The 15,367-nt window shown below is 69.8% G+C and carries 13 protein-coding genes; 7 read left to right on the top strand and 6 right to left on the bottom strand.

Annotated features, from left to right (window positions below):
* Positions 1-15 precede the first annotated feature (15 nt).
* From ACFQU4_RS23705 to ACFQU4_RS23690, 4 genes are all read right to left on the bottom strand, one after another.
* The gene (locus tag ACFQU4_RS23705; RefSeq protein WP_377496645.1) at positions 16-1,860 is read right to left on the bottom strand and encodes an ABC transporter substrate-binding protein; all 1,845 of its coding nucleotides are present in this window, start codon (positions 1,858-1,860) and stop codon (positions 16-18) included.
* A gap of 222 nt (positions 1,861-2,082) precedes the next feature.
* The gene (locus ACFQU4_RS23700) at positions 2,083-2,853 is read right to left on the bottom strand and encodes an SDR family NAD(P)-dependent oxidoreductase (RefSeq protein ID WP_377496643.1); all 771 of its coding nucleotides are present in this window, start codon (positions 2,851-2,853) and stop codon (positions 2,083-2,085) included.
* Positions 2,854-2,901: 48 nt separating this feature from the next.
* Positions 2,902-4,203 (bottom strand): MFS transporter, encoded by a 1,302-nt coding sequence (locus ACFQU4_RS23695; RefSeq protein WP_377496641.1) that lies wholly within the window; start codon positions 4,201-4,203, stop codon positions 2,902-2,904.
* Positions 4,204-4,298: 95 nt separating this feature from the next.
* On the bottom strand, positions 4,299-5,312 hold the full coding sequence (locus ACFQU4_RS23690) for a LacI family DNA-binding transcriptional regulator (protein WP_377496639.1): 1,014 nt from the start codon (positions 5,310-5,312) through the stop codon (positions 4,299-4,301).
* A gap of 180 nt (positions 5,313-5,492) precedes the next feature.
* On the opposite strand from ACFQU4_RS23690, the gene ACFQU4_RS23685 reads away from it, so the two are divergent.
* From ACFQU4_RS23685 to ACFQU4_RS23665, 5 genes are all read left to right on the top strand, one after another.
* Complete coding sequence (locus ACFQU4_RS23685; RefSeq protein ID WP_377496637.1) at positions 5,493-7,325, top strand: glycoside hydrolase family 127 protein; 1,833 nt, start codon at positions 5,493-5,495, stop codon at positions 7,323-7,325.
* 38 nt (positions 7,326-7,363) lie between these two features.
* The gene (locus ACFQU4_RS23680; RefSeq protein WP_377496635.1) at positions 7,364-8,665 is read left to right on the top strand and encodes an ABC transporter substrate-binding protein; all 1,302 of its coding nucleotides are present in this window, start codon (positions 7,364-7,366) and stop codon (positions 8,663-8,665) included.
* Positions 8,662-9,597, top strand: a complete 936-nt coding sequence (locus ACFQU4_RS23675; protein ID WP_377496633.1) for a carbohydrate ABC transporter permease — start codon at positions 8,662-8,664, stop codon at positions 9,595-9,597. The genes ACFQU4_RS23680 and ACFQU4_RS23675 overlap by 4 nt, the downstream gene beginning before the upstream one ends.
* A gap of 2 nt (positions 9,598-9,599) precedes the next feature.
* The gene (locus ACFQU4_RS23670) at positions 9,600-10,487 is read left to right on the top strand and encodes a carbohydrate ABC transporter permease (RefSeq protein ID WP_377496631.1); all 888 of its coding nucleotides are present in this window, start codon (positions 9,600-9,602) and stop codon (positions 10,485-10,487) included.
* A gap of 198 nt (positions 10,488-10,685) precedes the next feature.
* On the top strand, positions 10,686-11,873 hold the full coding sequence (locus ACFQU4_RS23665; RefSeq protein ID WP_377496629.1) for a serine hydrolase domain-containing protein: 1,188 nt from the start codon (positions 10,686-10,688) through the stop codon (positions 11,871-11,873).
* Positions 11,874-11,918: 45 nt separating this feature from the next.
* Here ACFQU4_RS23665 and ACFQU4_RS23660 read toward each other — a convergent pair whose 3' ends face one another.
* Positions 11,919-12,641 carry a 4a-hydroxytetrahydrobiopterin dehydratase gene (locus ACFQU4_RS23660; RefSeq protein ID WP_377496627.1) on the bottom strand — a complete coding sequence of 241 codons (723 nt, stop codon included), beginning with the start codon at positions 12,639-12,641 and terminating at the stop codon, positions 11,919-11,921.
* Between the two features lie 91 nt (positions 12,642-12,732).
* Between ACFQU4_RS23660 and ACFQU4_RS23655 the strand changes: the two genes are divergently transcribed.
* On the top strand, positions 12,733-13,707 hold the full coding sequence (locus ACFQU4_RS23655) for a helix-turn-helix transcriptional regulator (RefSeq protein WP_377496625.1): 975 nt from the start codon (positions 12,733-12,735) through the stop codon (positions 13,705-13,707).
* A gap of 7 nt (positions 13,708-13,714) precedes the next feature.
* Here ACFQU4_RS23655 and ACFQU4_RS23650 read toward each other — a convergent pair whose 3' ends face one another.
* The gene (locus ACFQU4_RS23650; RefSeq protein WP_377496623.1) at positions 13,715-14,461 is read right to left on the bottom strand and encodes a phytanoyl-CoA dioxygenase family protein; all 747 of its coding nucleotides are present in this window, start codon (positions 14,459-14,461) and stop codon (positions 13,715-13,717) included.
* Between the two features lie 91 nt (positions 14,462-14,552).
* Between ACFQU4_RS23650 and ACFQU4_RS23645 the strand changes: the two genes are divergently transcribed.
* Positions 14,553-15,362: an AraC family transcriptional regulator gene (locus tag ACFQU4_RS23645; protein ID WP_377496620.1), complete on the top strand. Its 810-nt coding sequence runs from the start codon at positions 14,553-14,555 to the stop codon at positions 15,360-15,362.
* The last annotated feature ends 5 nt before the right edge of the window (positions 15,363-15,367 follow it).

Raw genomic sequence — 15,367 nt, 5'->3', positions numbered from 1 at the left:
GCGGACCTCCTCGTCTCAGCCGGCCGCCGGTTTCAGGTGGGTCAGCTCCAGCGAGAACGTCTTGAACCAGAACGCGCCGGGCAGATAGGGATCGCTCGCCGTCGGCCAGCCGGTCCAGTAGGTGGTGTTGTACGGGATCCGGTGCATCCACTGCACCAGCGGGGTGTGTGACAGCTCTTTCAGGTAGATCTCCATCGCCTGCAGGAACAGCGGCATCTCGCCCGGGTCGCCCACCGGCAGTTCGGACATCTCTGCGACGATCTTGTCGTAGTCGGCGTTGCGCCAGCGGTTGGTGAAGTCACCGGTGGTGCCGATCTTGTGATAGTGCCGCGAGTGCATCAGATCGAGCGACGGGTACGGGTCCGCGATGGCGCCGGCGAATCCGAACAGGAACAGCTTGGCCTGGCCGTTGTTGATCCGGGTCCCGGCGTCGCCCGGCGTTTGCAGCGACGCCTCGAAGCCGGCCGCGCGGAGCTGCTCGGCCAGGATCGCTCCGTAGTCGTTGACCAGGTCCTGGAACCCGTAGATCGTGGCGTCGACCCGCTTGCCGTCCTTGGCCCACAGCTTCTGGCTGTCCTTGGCGTAGCCCTTGCCGGTCATGATCTCGTCGACCTTGGCCAGGTCGTACGCATCCGTCGGGTACTGCGCCAGCAACGGCTGCGCAGCGTCGAGATACGGCTTCAGCGGCGGAAACTCCGGGAACGGCAGCGTCGACGGCGTGCCGGCACCCTCGTAGCCGATGTCCACCAACTGCTGCCGGTTGATCCCGTGGTTGATCGCCCGGCGCATGTCGACATCGTTGAACGGCGGCGCATCGCAGTTGAAGAACAGCGACTGCGGCCACCAGTCCGTGTAGCCGAACGGCGGATTCCGGTCGGTCCAGGCGATGATCTTCGGATTGCTCTCGACTACCTGCTTGATCACCGGCGGACGGAGGTCGAGCGAGGAGTCGAGCTCGTTGTTGATGAGCTGCTGCGCGGTGTTGGTGGGGTCGGTGAACGGGACCACGATGATCCGGGTCGGGCCGGGCGGCTCGGACAGCCCGGCCTGGACCGCCCACCAGTCCTCCCGCCGGTCCATCAATCGTTGCTGCACCGTCCAATCGACCATGTGATAGGGCCCGGTGATCACCGGCAGCCCCTTCTCCGGATCGTAGAAGAGGAACTCTCGCGGGCTCTTCTGCTCGGAGAAGATGTGCGCCGGGACGATGAAGACGCCGAGGTCGTTCTTGAAATACAGGTAGTCGAAGGCGAACCGCGGCGCCGGCTTGGTGAAGCTGATCTTGACCGTGTGGTCGTCGGCGGCCTCGGCTTTCTTCACCCATTGCCGCATGTCAGCCGAATAGGACATGCCGGAGTTCTTCTCGTCCCGCAACATCTCCAGCGTGAAGGCCACGTCCTTGGCCGTGAACGGCGTCCCGTCACTCCACTTCGCGTCCGTCCGCGTCGTGATCGTGACGCTGGTGAAGTCCTTGGCGTAGACCGGGTCGGCAGCCGCCAGCCAGGCCGTCGTCTCGCCGGTGAAGGCCGAGTAGTACCAGAGTGGTTCGAACATCGCCGCCAGGCCGCGCTGGTGGTTGAAGCCGGCCGCGTACGGATTGCAGATGCCGAGGTCGCTGCCGTCGCCGTACGCCAGCATCAGGGTCTGCTCGCGCGGCACCTCCGGCGGCTTGCCTCGAGGCACCTCGCGCGGCGCGGACCCGGTAGCCGTCGGCTTGCTGCTGCCGGTCCCGGTGCCGGTGTCGGCGGGCGGGGTGATCTCCGGCGTGCCGCAGGAGGTCAGGGCCAGGCTGGCCGAGCTGAGCCCGGCCAGGGCGAGGAAGTCGCGGCGGGGCGTGCGGTCGGCAAACAGCGATGTCATGCGAACCTCCGGGGACCAGAGCAGAAAGGATTGATCGACCAGAGAGAGCGCTTACCGCGATCGGTGCACATCCGCGCCTCCAGTTCGTTCTGGTGGGCGCACAACAACTGAGCAACGGTGCTCAGAAGAAAGTCAATCGGCAGCCCTGGCGATCTTGCTCATGAGGTTACCTCCGGCACCGAGAATCCTGTCAAGGCTTGCCGTCCGCGGAACGGAACCGGTTCAGTAGGTGGCCCGCCCGCCGGAGGCGTCGAAGCAGAATCCGGTGGTGAAACTGCAGGCCGGCGAGATCATGAAGTTGATCATCTCCGCGACCTCTTCGATGGTGCCGACCCGGCCCATCGGGATCTTGGCCGTCATGTAGTCGATCACCTGCTGCGGCTGCTCGTCCAGGAAGGCGGTCCGGATGACCGCCGGGGCCAGCGCGTTGATCGTGATGCCGTCCGACGCGTACTCCTTGGCCATCGCCTTGACCAGCCCGATCAGCCCGGCCTTGCTGGCCGAGTAGCCGATCATGGAAGGGTTGCCTTCCTTGCCGGCGATCGAAGCCACGTGGGCGATCCGGCCGTAGCCGTGTTCGACCAGGTGCGGCAGCGCGGCCTGGCTGACCACCAGCGCGCCGCGCAGGTTGACCGCGATCGCGGCGTCGAACTCGGCCAGGTCGACCTCGTGGCTGCGCCGGCCCATCGGACCCTGGATCCCGGCGCAGTTGACCACCGCGTGCACCTGGCCGAATTCGGCCACCGTCATCGCGAACGCCCGCTGCACCGAGTCCGGCGCGGTCACGTCCGCGGCCTGGCCGATCGCCTCGCCGCCGCCGGCGATGATCTGCCCGGCCAGGTCGCCGACCGGGCCGCCGTCGCGATCCACGCAGGCGACCCGCATCCCGCGCCGGGCCAGCAGCAGCGCGACGCCGCGGCCGATGCCCGAGCCGGCGCCGACCACGAACGCGGTCTGGCCGTCGACGCTGCTCCGGTCATGATCAAAGGTCATCTCCGTACCGTAGCCGCCCGATTGCCGGCCCGGAACCGCCGCGGGCCGCTACCGCGCGGCGTCGGCATCGGCGTGCCGGCGGGTGGCGTCCACCTCGGCGGCGCGCCACCGGCGCTGGTTCAGCACCGCGATCACGCTGGCCAGGCCGGCGGCCACGGCGGCGCAGGCGAACGACGTGGCCACGCCGCGTAAGTCGATCATGATGCCGGCGAGCGCCGTACCCGCCGCGGCGCCGACCATGTTGGTCGCCGAGAGCAGCGACTGGGCCTCGTTCAGCCGGTAGGCGGGGGTCAGGTGGTCCAGCAACGCCTGCTGCATGATCAACATCGGCGCGATGGTCAGGCCGGTGCAGAAGAGCAGCGGCAGCAGGGCGCCGAGCGGGGCTCCGGCGAGGGCGATCAGGAGCGCGATGGCCACCAGGAACACGGCGAACAGGCCGAGACAGACCGCGACGCCGCGGCGCTCGTCGAAGCCCCAGGTCCGGGCACCGAAGGCGAGGCCGCCGATCGCGCTGCCGCCGGCGATCGCCGCGAACAGCAGGCCGACCCGCTCGGTCCCGCCGAGCAGCTCGCCCGCGACGCCGGCCATCGAGGTGTCCAACTGGCCGAAGCCGACGCTGAGCATGAGCATCACGATCAGCACCGCGGTCACGCCGGGGACGGTCAGGGCCGACCGATGAGTCCGTACGTCAGCGGGGGCCGGGCCGCCCAGATCTCCGGGTTGCGGCGTGGCCGGGCGAGAGCGCCGGGCCGCATCGGTCCGGCAGTAGGCGACACCGCCCACCGCCATGCAGCCGGCGGTCACCAGCAACGGCACCACCGGCACCGTCAGCGCCAGCAGCGCCGACAGCAGCAACGGACCGCCGACGAAGATCAACTCGATCGAGGTGGCGTCCAGCGCGAAGGCGACCCGGCGCGACTTCGGATCGGGGAACACGGTCCGCCAGGCGGCCCGCATGGCCGGGGTCACCGGCGAGAAGGAAAGCCCGGCACCGAGCGAGATCACGACCAGGCCCGGAATCGGCAGCCCGCCGATCGTGGCCAGGGCCAGCAGCACCGTCAGGCTCGCACTCACCAGGCTGGTCGGCAGGATGACCCGGACCTGGCCGAACCGGTCCATCGCCCGACCCCACAGCGGCGTCCCCACCGCGGAGCCGATCGCGAACGCGCCGGTGACGAAACCGGCCAGGCTGTACGCCTCCCGCTCGGACTGGACCAGCAACAGGATGCCCAGCGGCGCCATCGAGATCGGCAGCCGGGCGATGGTCGCCGCGAAGAACGGCGCCGCCGCCGGCCGGTACCGCAGCAGTTTCAGATAGGCCCGGAGACCGGACCCGAGATCGGCACTCATTCCGGGCATACCCCGGTCCGCGCCAGCACCAGATTCCTCGATTCGATCTTGACTCCCCCGCCGAGCCCGATGGTATACCGGCGGTTCGCGACGACCTAAGCCCAGCCGGTCGAGGCCCGCGGGACCAGCTCCATGCCGGTCAGCTCGGTGCCGTGGTGGGGGCGGCCGTCGATGGCGTCCAGCAGCAGTTCGGCGGCGCGCTGGCCGAGGTATTCCAACCGGAGGTCGATGGTGGTCAGCGGCGGCCGGCTGGCCAGCGCCATCACGTCCCAGTCGTCGAAGCCGGTCACCGCGATCTCGTCGGGCACCCGCAGCTCCAGCTCCCGCAGCCGGTCGCAGACGCCGCGCGCGATCTGGTCGCTGCCGCAGCTGATCGCGTCCACCGGCAGCGGCTCGCCGGGCCGCCAGCCCTGCAGAAGTTGATCAACGGCGCGCCGCCCCCAGCTCTCGCTCCACTCCCCGAACAGGGTCGGCGCGGCGGGCTCGAGGCCGGCGTCGCGGAGCGCCTGCTCGGTCACCTCGGCCCGGGTCCGCGGGCTGTGCTGGTGCGGCCGGCCGGCGACGTGAACGATCTTGCGGCGCCCGATGCCGAGCAGATGATCAACGATCCGGCGGGCACCGTCGGCGTCGTCGGGCATCACCGACGCGTCGTCGGGATCACTCGACGGCGCGAAGGCGTACACCACCGGGATGGGGACGTCGATCCGCGGCCGGGCGTCGGTGGTCCGGCCGGCCACGATGATGCCGTCCACGCGGCGGGCGACCAGGCTGCGCACGTGGTACGCCTCGCGGACCGGGTCGTTCCGGCTGGTCGCGAGCAGCGCCGACAGCTGGCCGGCGGCGAGCGCGTTCTCCGCGCCCAGCATCACCGGGATGCTGAACCGGCCGGCCGAGTCGGCACTGAGCAGGCCGACCGTGAAGCTGCGGCTGGCCGGTGGCCGGCGGGCCGGATCGGGGCTGAAGCCGAGCTCCGCCGCGGCCCGGTAGACCCGGTCCCGGGTGCTCTCCCGCAGCGCCCCGGAGTTGTTCAGGGCCTTGGACACGGTGCCCGGCGAGACTCCCGCCGCGCGGGCGATGTCCACGACGCGTGCCGTACGCCGAGCCGCCATCTGCCCTCCTTCGTCGAACAATTTTCCTGCATTTTTCCATCGAGCAATGGCCCCAGGCTACCTCACGTACTTCCAGAATCCGTGCCACAGAAGGGAATCGACCCTTGACGCCGGGTCCGACACCGGCCTACCGTCGACGGAAAGAGATTTCCAGTTTTCCGCAATTTCTTGGAGCTGACCATGGCGTACGCCGGCCCCGTCCGTCCGACCGAGACCGCCACCGTGGTGTGGCACCCCGTGGCCGCCGGTGCGGTCACCATCGCGGGTGGCCCGCTGGGCGCCCGCCAGGCCGCCAACCGCGCCGCCGCGATTCCGTCCGGCCTCAAGCAGTTGCGCGAGGCCAAGAACGTGCTCAACCTCGAGATCGCCGCCGGCCGCGCCGAGGGCGAGGCGGTCGGGCCGATCTTCGCCGACTCCGATGTGCACAAGTGGCTCGAGGCCGCCGCCTGGGAGTACGGGCGCAGCGCCGACCCGGCCCTGCTCGACGACATCCTCGAACTGACCGGGCTGCTGGAGAAGGCGCAGGCCGACGACGGCTACCTCGACTCGGTCGTCCAGCTCCGCGGCCTGGAGCGCTACAGCGAACTGGAGTGGAGCCACGAGCACTACTGCGCCGGCCACCTGATCCAGGCCGCGGTCGCCTACTCCCGGACCACCGGGCGGGCCGAACTGCTGGACGTGGCCCGCCGGGTCGCCGATCATCTCGTGGCCACCTTCGGCCCGGGCCGGAATCCCAGCCTGGACGGCCATCCGGTGATCGAGATGGCCCTGGTCGAGCTCTACCGGGAGACCGGCGAGCGGTCCTACCTCGACCTGGCCAAGCACTTCGTCGACACCCGCGGCCGGGGCACCATCACCGGCGGCCGGGACGTCGGCTACTACTCCGACCGGGTGCCGGTGCGCGAGGCCACCACCGTCGAGGGCCACTCGGTCCGGGCGGTCTACCTCGCGGCCGGGGCCGCCGATGTCGCGGCCGAGACCGGGGACGCCGAACTGCTGGCCGCGCTGGAGACCCAGTTCGCCTCGATGATCACGGAGAAGGAGTACCTGACCGGCGGGCTCGGCGGCCGCTGGGAGGGCGAGGCGTTCGGTGATCCGTTCGAGTTGCCGAACGACCGGGCCTACGCCGAGACCTGCGCCACCATCGGCGGCATCCAGTGGGCCTGGCGGATGCTGCTGGCCACCGGCAAGGCCGGCTACGCCGACCAGATCGAGCGGATGATCTACAACGGCTTCATCTCCGGGGTGTCCCAGGCCGGCACCGAGTACTTCTACGTCAACACGCTGCACCTGCGCGACCGGTCGGTTCCCGATCATGATCGGACGCCGGCCCGCGGCCGGGTCGGCTGGTTCGCCTGCGCCTGCTGCCCGCCCAACGTGATGCGGACCTTCTCAAGCCTGGAAGGCTATCTGGCGAGTACGGACGCGGACGGGCTGCAGCTGCACCAGTATCTGCCCGGCACCGTCGAGGCCGGCGGACTCAAGCTCACCGTCGCCACCGACTACCCGTGGCAGGGCAAGATCACGATCACCGTCGACCAGGCCGGATCGGGCGAGACGACGATCGGGCTCCGGGTGCCGGCCTGGGCCGAAGGGGCGACGCTGACCACCGCGGCGGGGACCGACCAGGTCACCGCGGGCGAGTACGCGAGCGTCCGGCGCACCTGGCAGGCCGGTGATCAACTGGTGCTCGACTTGCCGCTGACCCCGCGGCTGACCGCTCCGCATCCCCGGGTCGACGCGTCCCGCGGCTGCCTGGCGATCGAACGCGGCCCGCTCGTCTACGCCCTGGAACAGGCCGACCAGGCCGAGAGCGTCGCCGTCGATGATCTTCGGCTCGACCCGGCGGGTGCGCTCGCCGAGGAACGGCGCGAGGACCTGCTCGGCGGCGTCACGTTGATCAAGGCCGCCGGGAGTGGACCGGACGGCCCGGTCGAGCTCGTGGCGCTGCCGTACCACCTCTGGGCCAATCGCGGCCCACAACCGATGCGGGTCTGGATTCCCTTGCGATAAGGGAGATCCGGGCCCGCCCGGAAGGAGTGACAGCAACGATGCTGACGCGAAGAGCGCTGTTGGGCGCCGGTGCCGCAGTGGCCATGGCATCCGGCTGCGCCAGACAGCTCCCGGCGGTGAACACGGCGGCCGCCGGCTTCGGCAGCGGCGCCGCGGGCACCGTCGAGGTCTGGTGCCGGTCGGCGACCCAGACCGGGATCCAGTTCATGGCCGACACGTTCCACCAGCAGCAGGATCGGGTCCGGGTCCGGGTGACACCGGTGCCGGACGCCCAGTTCGTCACCAAGCTGGCCACCGCGATCCGCGGCGGCCGGGTGCCGGACCTGGTCGACTTCGACGACATCAACTCGATGCTGTTCATCTTCCGGGGCGCCTTCGCCGACCTGACCGACCTGATCGATCGCCTTCCCGGCAAGGAGAAGCTCAGCCCCGGACACCTGGCGCTGGCGACCAAGGAGGACCGGGTCTACGCGGTGCCGTTCCTGGCCGACAACTCGGTGCTCTTCTGCAACACCGAGCTGTTCGAGCAGGCCGGACTCGACGTCGACGACGCGACCAAGGACTTCGCCTCGATCCTGGAGGCGGCCCGCAAGCTCAGCGATCTCGGCGACGACGTGCACGGCTGGTCCATCCCGGGCAACTCGGCCGGCTCGCTCGGCTTCACCGTGCAGCCGCACATCTGGGCCACCGACACGGATCTGATCACCGGCGAGGTCGGTGATCAACGCGGCAACGTGGCCGGCAACGACGCGCTGCGCCGGACGCTGGAGTTCCAGCGCACGCTGTGGCAGGAGAAGCTGGTGCCCTCGTCGGCGTACGCGGAGGACGGCTCGACGTACCCGGCCGACTTCCTGGCCGGCCGGGTCGGCATGACGCCGCGGTCGTTCGGCGGCATCGTCAAGAACGCCGACGACGAGCTGCTGTCCAAGATCACCGTCCGGCTGCTCTGCGGGCCGGACGGCGGTCGCGCCTTCTTCGACGGCGGCAACAACCTGTGCCTGGTCAACGGTGCCCGGAATCCCTCTGCTGCTTGGGAATTCGCGTCCTTCTGCGTCGCACCGGAGCAGCAGGCCCGGCTGCCGGAGGGCAACTACACCCCGATCCGGTCCGACGTGGCGACGCCCGAGTTCCGGCAGCAGTATCCGCTGGCCGTGCCGACCCTTGATCAACTCGACGCCGGCTACGCACCGACGACGCTGGCGTACAACCTGCTCTACAACCAGCCCGACGGCCCCTGGCTGGCGATGTACCGGCGGGCCGTGTTCGACGGCGAGGTGGAGGCCGCGATGGAGGAAGCACAACGCAGTTACGACCGCATCCTGAGGCAGGCCCAGGCATGATCACCGAGACGCTCGAGGCGGCACCGGCCCGGTCCTCGGCCCGGCCGTACCGGGAACATCCGCGCTCGCTCACCCATCCGCCGCGGACCGGCCTGCTGCTGGTGCTGCCGGCGGTGATCTTCGTGTCCGTCTTCGTCCTGGCGCCGCTGCTGGTCGCTGTCTACATCTCGCTGACCAACTTCCCGCTGATCGGCGACTACCGGTTCATCGGGCTGGAGAACTACGCGCAGGCGTTCACCGATCCGGCGTTCGGCTGGTCGATCGTCTACACCTTGATCTACACGGCGATCGTCACGCTGCCGATCCTGCTCCTCGGCTACACACTGGCGGTGCTGGTCCGGTCCAACCGGCGCGGCGCCAAGGTGCTGCGGACCGTCTTCTTCATCCCGTACGTGGTCGGCCTGACCACGCTCAGCTTCCTGATGGTGCTGGAGGCCCAGCCGGATTCCGGCATGATCAACCTGATCTTGAAATGGGTCGGCCTGACCGACGGCAGCACGGCCTGGCTGGTGGACGGCCGGCTGGGCACGATCCTGATCTGCGGCCTGGTGGTCTGGGGCGTGTCCGGGCTGACCATGATGCTGCTGATGTCCGGCATGCAGGGCATTCCCAGCGACGTGTACGAATCCGCCGAGCTGGACGGTGCCGGCTGGTGGCGGACCGAACGCCACATCACGCTGCCGATGCTCCGCCGTACCATCGCGCTGAGCTTGATCATCTCCGTGATCGGCTCGTTCCTCGCCTTCACCCAGTTCTTCATCCTGACCCAGGGCGGGCCGGGGTCGCAGACGACCACCGTGGTGATGGCCATCTACAAACGGGCGTTCGTCCAGCTGCAGCTGGGCGCGGCGACGGCGATGTCGCTGCTGCTGGTCGTGATCATCGGCCTGGTGACGGCCGCCCAGTTCTGGCTGCTCCGGGAGAAGGACTGATCATGGCCACCCTGACCGCACCCGTACGCCGCTCCACGACGATCACCGGGATCGAACGGGACACCCGGACCAAACAGGTGCTCTACGTCTTCGGCGGGCTGCTCGCCCTGCTGGTGTTCACCGTGCCGCTGCTCTGGGCCCTCTTCCGCTCCCTGCAGCCCGGCGCCGTGATCGTCGACCCGCCCGACCCGGCGACCTACTTCGACATGACGCTGAGCAACTTCACCGTGCTGGTGCAGGAGGGCACGCTGGGCCGCTCGATCGGGAACAGCCTGATCGTCTCGCTCTGCTCGGCACTGCTCACCGCCGCCCTCGCCCTGTTCGCCGGCTACGGCTTCGCGAAGTTCCGGTTCCGCGGCTCCAACCTGCTGTTCGCGATCATCGTGCTCACCATGATGGTCCCGTTCCAGGCGATCCTGACCCCGCTCTACCTGCAGCTCAACGCGATGCGGCTGACCGACAGCCTGTTCGGGCTGATCTTGTTCTACGCGACCGTCCACCTGCCGTTCGGCGTCTTCGTGATGCGCAACTCCTTCACCGCCATTCCGGCCGAGCTGGAGGATTCCGGTCACGTCGACGGCGCCGGCACGATGCGCACCCTGGTCTCGGTGCTCTGGCCGCTCGTCATGCCCGGCGCCGCCACCACCGCCCTGTACGCCTTCCTCGCGTCCTGGACCGAATTCCTCGGCGCCCTCACCTTCCTCACCGACCCCACCCTCTACACGCTGCCGATCGACCTGGTGAACCTGCAGCGCGGCACCTACGGCCAGGTCGACTACGGCGTCCTCGCCGCCGGCGCCGTCGTCGCCATGATCCCCTGCGTCGTCCTCTACATCGCCCTGCAGCGCTACTACGTCCGCGGCCTCACCTCCGGCGCCGTCAAGGGCTAACCTCACCCCGCCGACTGGGCACAAAAGCAGGCGTTTGGGCGGCGTGTCGCTGCGGAGGTGCCCAGTGGATCGACCTCGGCACTCGACCCCACTCTGCGGTTTGGGTGAGTTCTGGCCGGGTAGTCCCGGCGGGAATCCGCCCACTGATGTCCGGGAGTTCGGGCAGACTGGGGCGCGATGCCGACCGAGGAGGGTTTCGTGTCCGAAGCAACAGATTCGCCGGGTGCGATCGAGGAACGGCTCGGGGCGCACGTCGGCGACGAGGTGCCGGGGCTGGCCTGGCTGCTCTCGTACGGCGACGACGTACGGACGGGCGCGATCGGGCATCTCGATCCGCAGGGCACGCTGCCGATCCGGACCGACACGATCTTCCGGATCTCCTCGATGACCAAGCCGATCACCGCTGTCGCGGCGTTGATCTTGGTCGAGGAGGGCGTGATCAGCCTGGACGAACCCGTGGACCGGCTGCTGCCGGAGCTGGCCGATCGGAAGGTGCTGCGCGACCCGGCCGGCCCGCTCGACGACACGGTGCCGGCGGAGCGCCCGATCACGGTCGACGACCTGCTCACGTTCCGGCTCGGCTGGGGCATGGACTTCACCGACTTCTCCCCGAAGCCGTTCGACGAGGCCTGGAACCAACGACGGCTCGGCTTCGGCCCGCCGACGCCGGCCCGGATGCCCGACCCGGACACCTGGCTGGAACGGCTCGGTACGCTGCCGCTGCAGTTCCAGCCCGGCGAACGCTGGCTCTACCACGTCGGTTCCCAGGTGCTCGGGTTCCTGGTCGCCCGGGCGGCGGGCCGGTCGCTGGCGGAGTTCTTCGCCGACCGGATCCTGGACCCGCTCGGCATGATCGACACCGGCTTCTTCGTGCCCGCCGAGAAGCGGGACCGGTTCGGGCCCCACTACGCCGGCGAGCCCGGAGCCTTGACGATCTTCGACGAGACCGACGGCCAGTGGAGCACCCTGCCGGCCTTCCAGGGCGGCGGCGAGGGCCTGGTCTCGACGCTGGCCGACTACCACCGGTTCGCCTCGATGCTGCGCGGCGGCGGCGAACTGGACGGCCGCCGGCTGCTCTCCGAGGCGACCGTCGCGGCCATGATCACCAACCAGCTCACCGATGATCAACTGGCCCGCGGCGGGCCGGCACCGGACGGCAGTTCCGGGTGGGGCCACGGCGTCGGAGTGATCATCCGCGACCTGCCCGACGGCCCGCCGGCCGGCGGCTACGGCTGGTCCGGCGGGCTCGGCTCGACCTGGTCCAACGCCGGCCCTGTCACCGGCATCCTGCTCACCTCGCGAGCCTGGAGCAGCGCCGGCCCGCTGCCGGTCTTCGAGACCTTCGAGTCGATCATCGGCGCCGCCGTCCACGACCGGCTCGAGTGAATGTCCGCCGCGACTGACCGGCGAAGATCCACTCGTTCTCTCGAGTCAGTCGACCCAGTTGGAGCCGCCCGGCCGGTACTGCGAGTCGCACAGGACGGTCTCGCCCGGCTGCCAGGTGCACAGCTGGACCTGGTTGCCGTCCGGGTCGGCCAGCACCCAGGACGACGGTGCGCCTTCGTCGCTGATCAAGGTCCCGCCGCCGGCCAGGGCGGCGTCGATCCGGGGCCGGATCTGGGCGGGATCCAACCAGATGTGCGGGTGCCAGGACCCCGACTGCTCGTCGCCGTCGGAGGTCCGGAACCAGACCATCGGCAATGCCTGCCGGGTGTCGCCGACGTCGCCCCAGGCTTCGGTGCCGATGACGTGTTCGCCGTCGAGCACTGCCGCCCAGAACGGCGCGATCTTGTCGTAGGCCGGCGTGTCCAGACCGAGCTCGATCCGGGTCAGGGTCGCGCATTCGAGTTCGACGCCGGCGGCGGTCGCGAGTTCGGAGATCCGGTGGGCCAGGGTCAGGTCGGGTTCGGTCACCCCGCCGCCCTCCCGACTGGTCAGCCGCACGTCCACCCGGAACGGGCGCAGGTCGAGTTCGGCGTGGTGGTTGAGTTCTTCCGCGGCCCGGCCGATCTGCTCGACCAGCCGCAGGCCGGCGTTGAAGTTCTCCGTGTGGATCCGGGTCTGCAGCCCGCCCTGACCGTACGACAGGAGAAGGGTCCAGCCGTCCAGGCCGGCGGCGGCGATCTGCTGGCCGGTCAGTGTCTTCGTGCTCATCGCTTCACGCTCCAAGGTTGAGGTCTTGACGCGACTGTAAAAGGGAAAACCGGCCAGCCTCCTGTCCTGTTTTCTTTGGTACGTTGCGAACATGCGCGCCGAGCGCCTCGTGGCCATCGCCCTGCTCCTGCAGGCCCACGGTCAACTGACCGCCCCGGACCTGGCCAGGCGCCTTGAGGTGTCCGAACGCACGATCCGGCGGGATCTCGACGCGCTGCTGCTGTCCGGGCTGCCGCTCTATTCGCAGCAGGGCCGAGGCGGCGGCTGGGCACTGCTCGACGGCCACGCGATCAACCTCTCGACGTTGACGGCGGAGGAGGCGCAGGCCCTGTTCCTCGTCACCGGGCCCGAGCTGCTGGCCGGGCTTGGCCTCGAGGCCGGCCTGACGTCGGCGCTGCGCAAGCTGCAGGCGGCGCTGCCCGCGAGCACCCGGGAGCAGGCCGGGATCACCCGTCGCGCGATTCACATCGATCCGACCCGCTGGGGTCAATCGGCCCTCGCGACCTCGCCCGCGCTCGCCCGGCTCCGGGCTGCGGTCGTCGCTGGGGTCCAGGTCGACCTCAGCTATGCCAAGCCCGGCGAGGATGCCGTCACCCGGCGCATCCATCCGTACGGGCTCGTGTCGAAGGGCGGCACCTGGTACCTGGTCGCCGGCACCGACGCCGGGCTGCGGACGTTCCGCGTCTCCCGGGTCGTCGACGCCGCCGCGACGACGGACCCGGTGGAACGGCCCGACGGCTTCGATCTGGTCCGGGCCTGGGAGGACGTCAACCGTCGCCGCGAGCCGTGCTCCAGCGAACGGGTCCTGGTCGAGTTCCAGGTCCGGCCGGACGCCGTCGGCACGGTCACCTCGAACCTGCCCGAGCAGTATCAGCTCGAGCCCGTCGCCGGCCCGGGCCACCGGTTCACCGCGAGCTTCCCCACCGTGCACGAGGCCGCCTGCGAGTTGATCTACCTGGGCAGCGGGATCCGGGTGCTCGAGCCCGCCTCGGTCCGGGCCGAGTTGGTCCGGATCGGGCACCGGCTGGTCGCCGCCCACGCACCGGCCTGGAAGCCCACCGGCTAGCCGGGCGTCACGGGGTGGCGAGCACCGCGCCGTCGCCGAGGAACTGCTCGAACGAACCCCACGGCTCCTTCCCGGCGGCGTCCATGATCACCTCCGACGAGTACTGCGCCAGATAGACCCGACGCAGCCGGTCGGTCAGGTTCGGCCCGCTGCGGTGGATCACCGTGCTGGAGAAGCAGACGATCGAACCGGCCGGAACGATCACCGGCATCCCCGGATCGGAGCCGAAGTAGCACACCTCGTCGCCCTTCTCGGAGCGCAGATGCTTGATGTAGGAACGGATCCCGGAGCGCGAGTACGGCAGCAGATAGACCGAGCCGTTCTCCTCGGTGACGTCGTCCAGCGCGATCCAGCAGGTCAGGTACGGGGCGTGGTTCTCGTGCACGTACCCGGAGTCCTGGTGCCAGGCGAACGCCGTGTCCGGGTCGCTCGCCTTGATCACGTACTGCTCCCAGAACAGGTACGCCGCGTCGCCGAGCACCGCCCGGCAGACCTCGGCCATCGTCTCGCCGAAGAGGAACTTCCGCAGCTCCGGCCGCTCCTTGTACACCATCTCGCTGAAGTAGCGCTTGCCCTTCGCGTTGATGTCGATCCGGTCGACGCCCGCCTCGTCCATCCGTTGGTCCAGCCGGTCCATGGCGTACTGGGCGCCGCCGCGCAGCAACTCGAGGTCCTCCCCCTGGATCGCCTTTTCCAGGATGAAGTAGCCCTCGTCCCGGTACTGGTCGATCATGGCCGGCGTGATCATGGTCATCTCTGCTCCTTCTGTGGTCGGCTACTCCGACGCTAGTGTTCGAGACGCGAACACGGAATGAACGTCTTGTCCCGGACATGGAGGTTTTGGGATGCCGATGCGGATCACCATCTCGGACGGGCCGCGCACCCGGCTGGGCTGGATCGCCCTCGCCGGCTCGGTGGAGGACGACGAGCCGGTGATGCCGCGCACGCTCCGGATCATCGACGATTACGTTGTGTCGCTGGTGTTGTCGGGCGAAGGTCAGTATCGGGACGAGGAGCGTCCGGCGGTCCCGATCACCGCATCGACGCTGACCGTCGTACCGCCGGAGTGGCCGCACCGGTACAGCACTCCGCCGGGCCGGTCATGGACGGAATGGTTCGTGGTGGCGGGCGGCCCGCTGCTCGACCTGCTGGCCCGCCAGGGCCTGCTCGGGGTGCCGGGACCGCGGCCGCTGGCCTGGCCGAGCGGCGGAGATGATCTTGCCCTGATCCTCGGCCAAGCGCCCCGGACGGCCGTCGACGCGGAGCGGCAGCTGATCGCCCTGGCCGACTGGCTGACCACGGCCTCGGCCCGCCGGCAACCGATGGAGGACCCGTGGGAGCAGGCCGCGGACCGGCTCGCCGCCGATCTCGCCGGGCGAGTTGATCTTGCCGAGCTGGCCGACGCCGTCGGCACCTCCTACGACGGGTTCCGGCGCGGCTTCCGGCGGCGCTTCGGTGCCGCCCCGCTGGCGTACCGGAACGCGCGGCGGCTGGAGTCGGCGGCGGCCCTGCTGCGGCTGACCGACCTGCCGCTGCACGGGATCGCGGAGCGGCTCGGCTTCACCGACGAGTTCTATCTGTCCCGCCAGTTCCGGCGCCGGTACGGGATGCCGCCGCGGGACTACCGGCGGGAGCAGCACGGCCAGTCCGGCTGAGCCGC

Origin of the sequence: Microlunatus sp. GCM10028923, from assembly GCF_042666975.1 — a bacterium.
Taxonomy (GTDB): domain Bacteria; phylum Actinomycetota; class Actinomycetes; order Propionibacteriales; family Propionibacteriaceae; genus Microlunatus.
Note: the sequence above shows the minus strand (reverse complement) of the source record. Positions and strands in the feature narration are given on the sequence as shown.

Excerpts from the sequence above, each read along its gene's own strand:
- ACFQU4_RS23655 (WP_377496625.1), top strand. The coding sequence starts at position 12,733 with ATGCGCGCCGAGCGCCTCGTGGCCATCGCCCTGCTCCTGCAGGCCCAC.
- ACFQU4_RS23645 (WP_377496620.1), top strand. The coding sequence starts at position 14,553 with ATGCCGATGCGGATCACCATCTCGGACGGGCCGCGCACCCGGCTGGGC.
- ACFQU4_RS23690 (WP_377496639.1), bottom strand. The coding sequence starts at position 5,312 with ATGGCGGCTCGGCGTACGGCACGCGTCGTGGACATCGCCCGCGCGGCG.
- ACFQU4_RS23700 (WP_377496643.1), bottom strand. The coding sequence starts at position 2,853 with ATGACCTTTGATCATGACCGGAGCAGCGTCGACGGCCAGACCGCGTTC.
- ACFQU4_RS23675 (WP_377496633.1), top strand. The coding sequence starts at position 8,662 with ATGATCACCGAGACGCTCGAGGCGGCACCGGCCCGGTCCTCGGCCCGG.
- ACFQU4_RS23660 (WP_377496627.1), bottom strand. The coding sequence starts at position 12,641 with ATGAGCACGAAGACACTGACCGGCCAGCAGATCGCCGCCGCCGGCCTG.
- ACFQU4_RS23705 (WP_377496645.1), bottom strand. The coding sequence starts at position 1,860 with ATGACATCGCTGTTTGCCGACCGCACGCCCCGCCGCGACTTCCTCGCC.
- ACFQU4_RS23685 (WP_377496637.1), top strand. The coding sequence starts at position 5,493 with ATGGCGTACGCCGGCCCCGTCCGTCCGACCGAGACCGCCACCGTGGTG.
- ACFQU4_RS23695 (WP_377496641.1), bottom strand. The coding sequence starts at position 4,203 with ATGAGTGCCGATCTCGGGTCCGGTCTCCGGGCCTATCTGAAACTGCTG.
- ACFQU4_RS23670 (WP_377496631.1), top strand. The coding sequence starts at position 9,600 with ATGGCCACCCTGACCGCACCCGTACGCCGCTCCACGACGATCACCGGG.
- ACFQU4_RS23650 (WP_377496623.1), bottom strand. The coding sequence starts at position 14,461 with ATGACCATGATCACGCCGGCCATGATCGACCAGTACCGGGACGAGGGC.
- ACFQU4_RS23680 (WP_377496635.1), top strand. The coding sequence starts at position 7,364 with ATGCTGACGCGAAGAGCGCTGTTGGGCGCCGGTGCCGCAGTGGCCATG.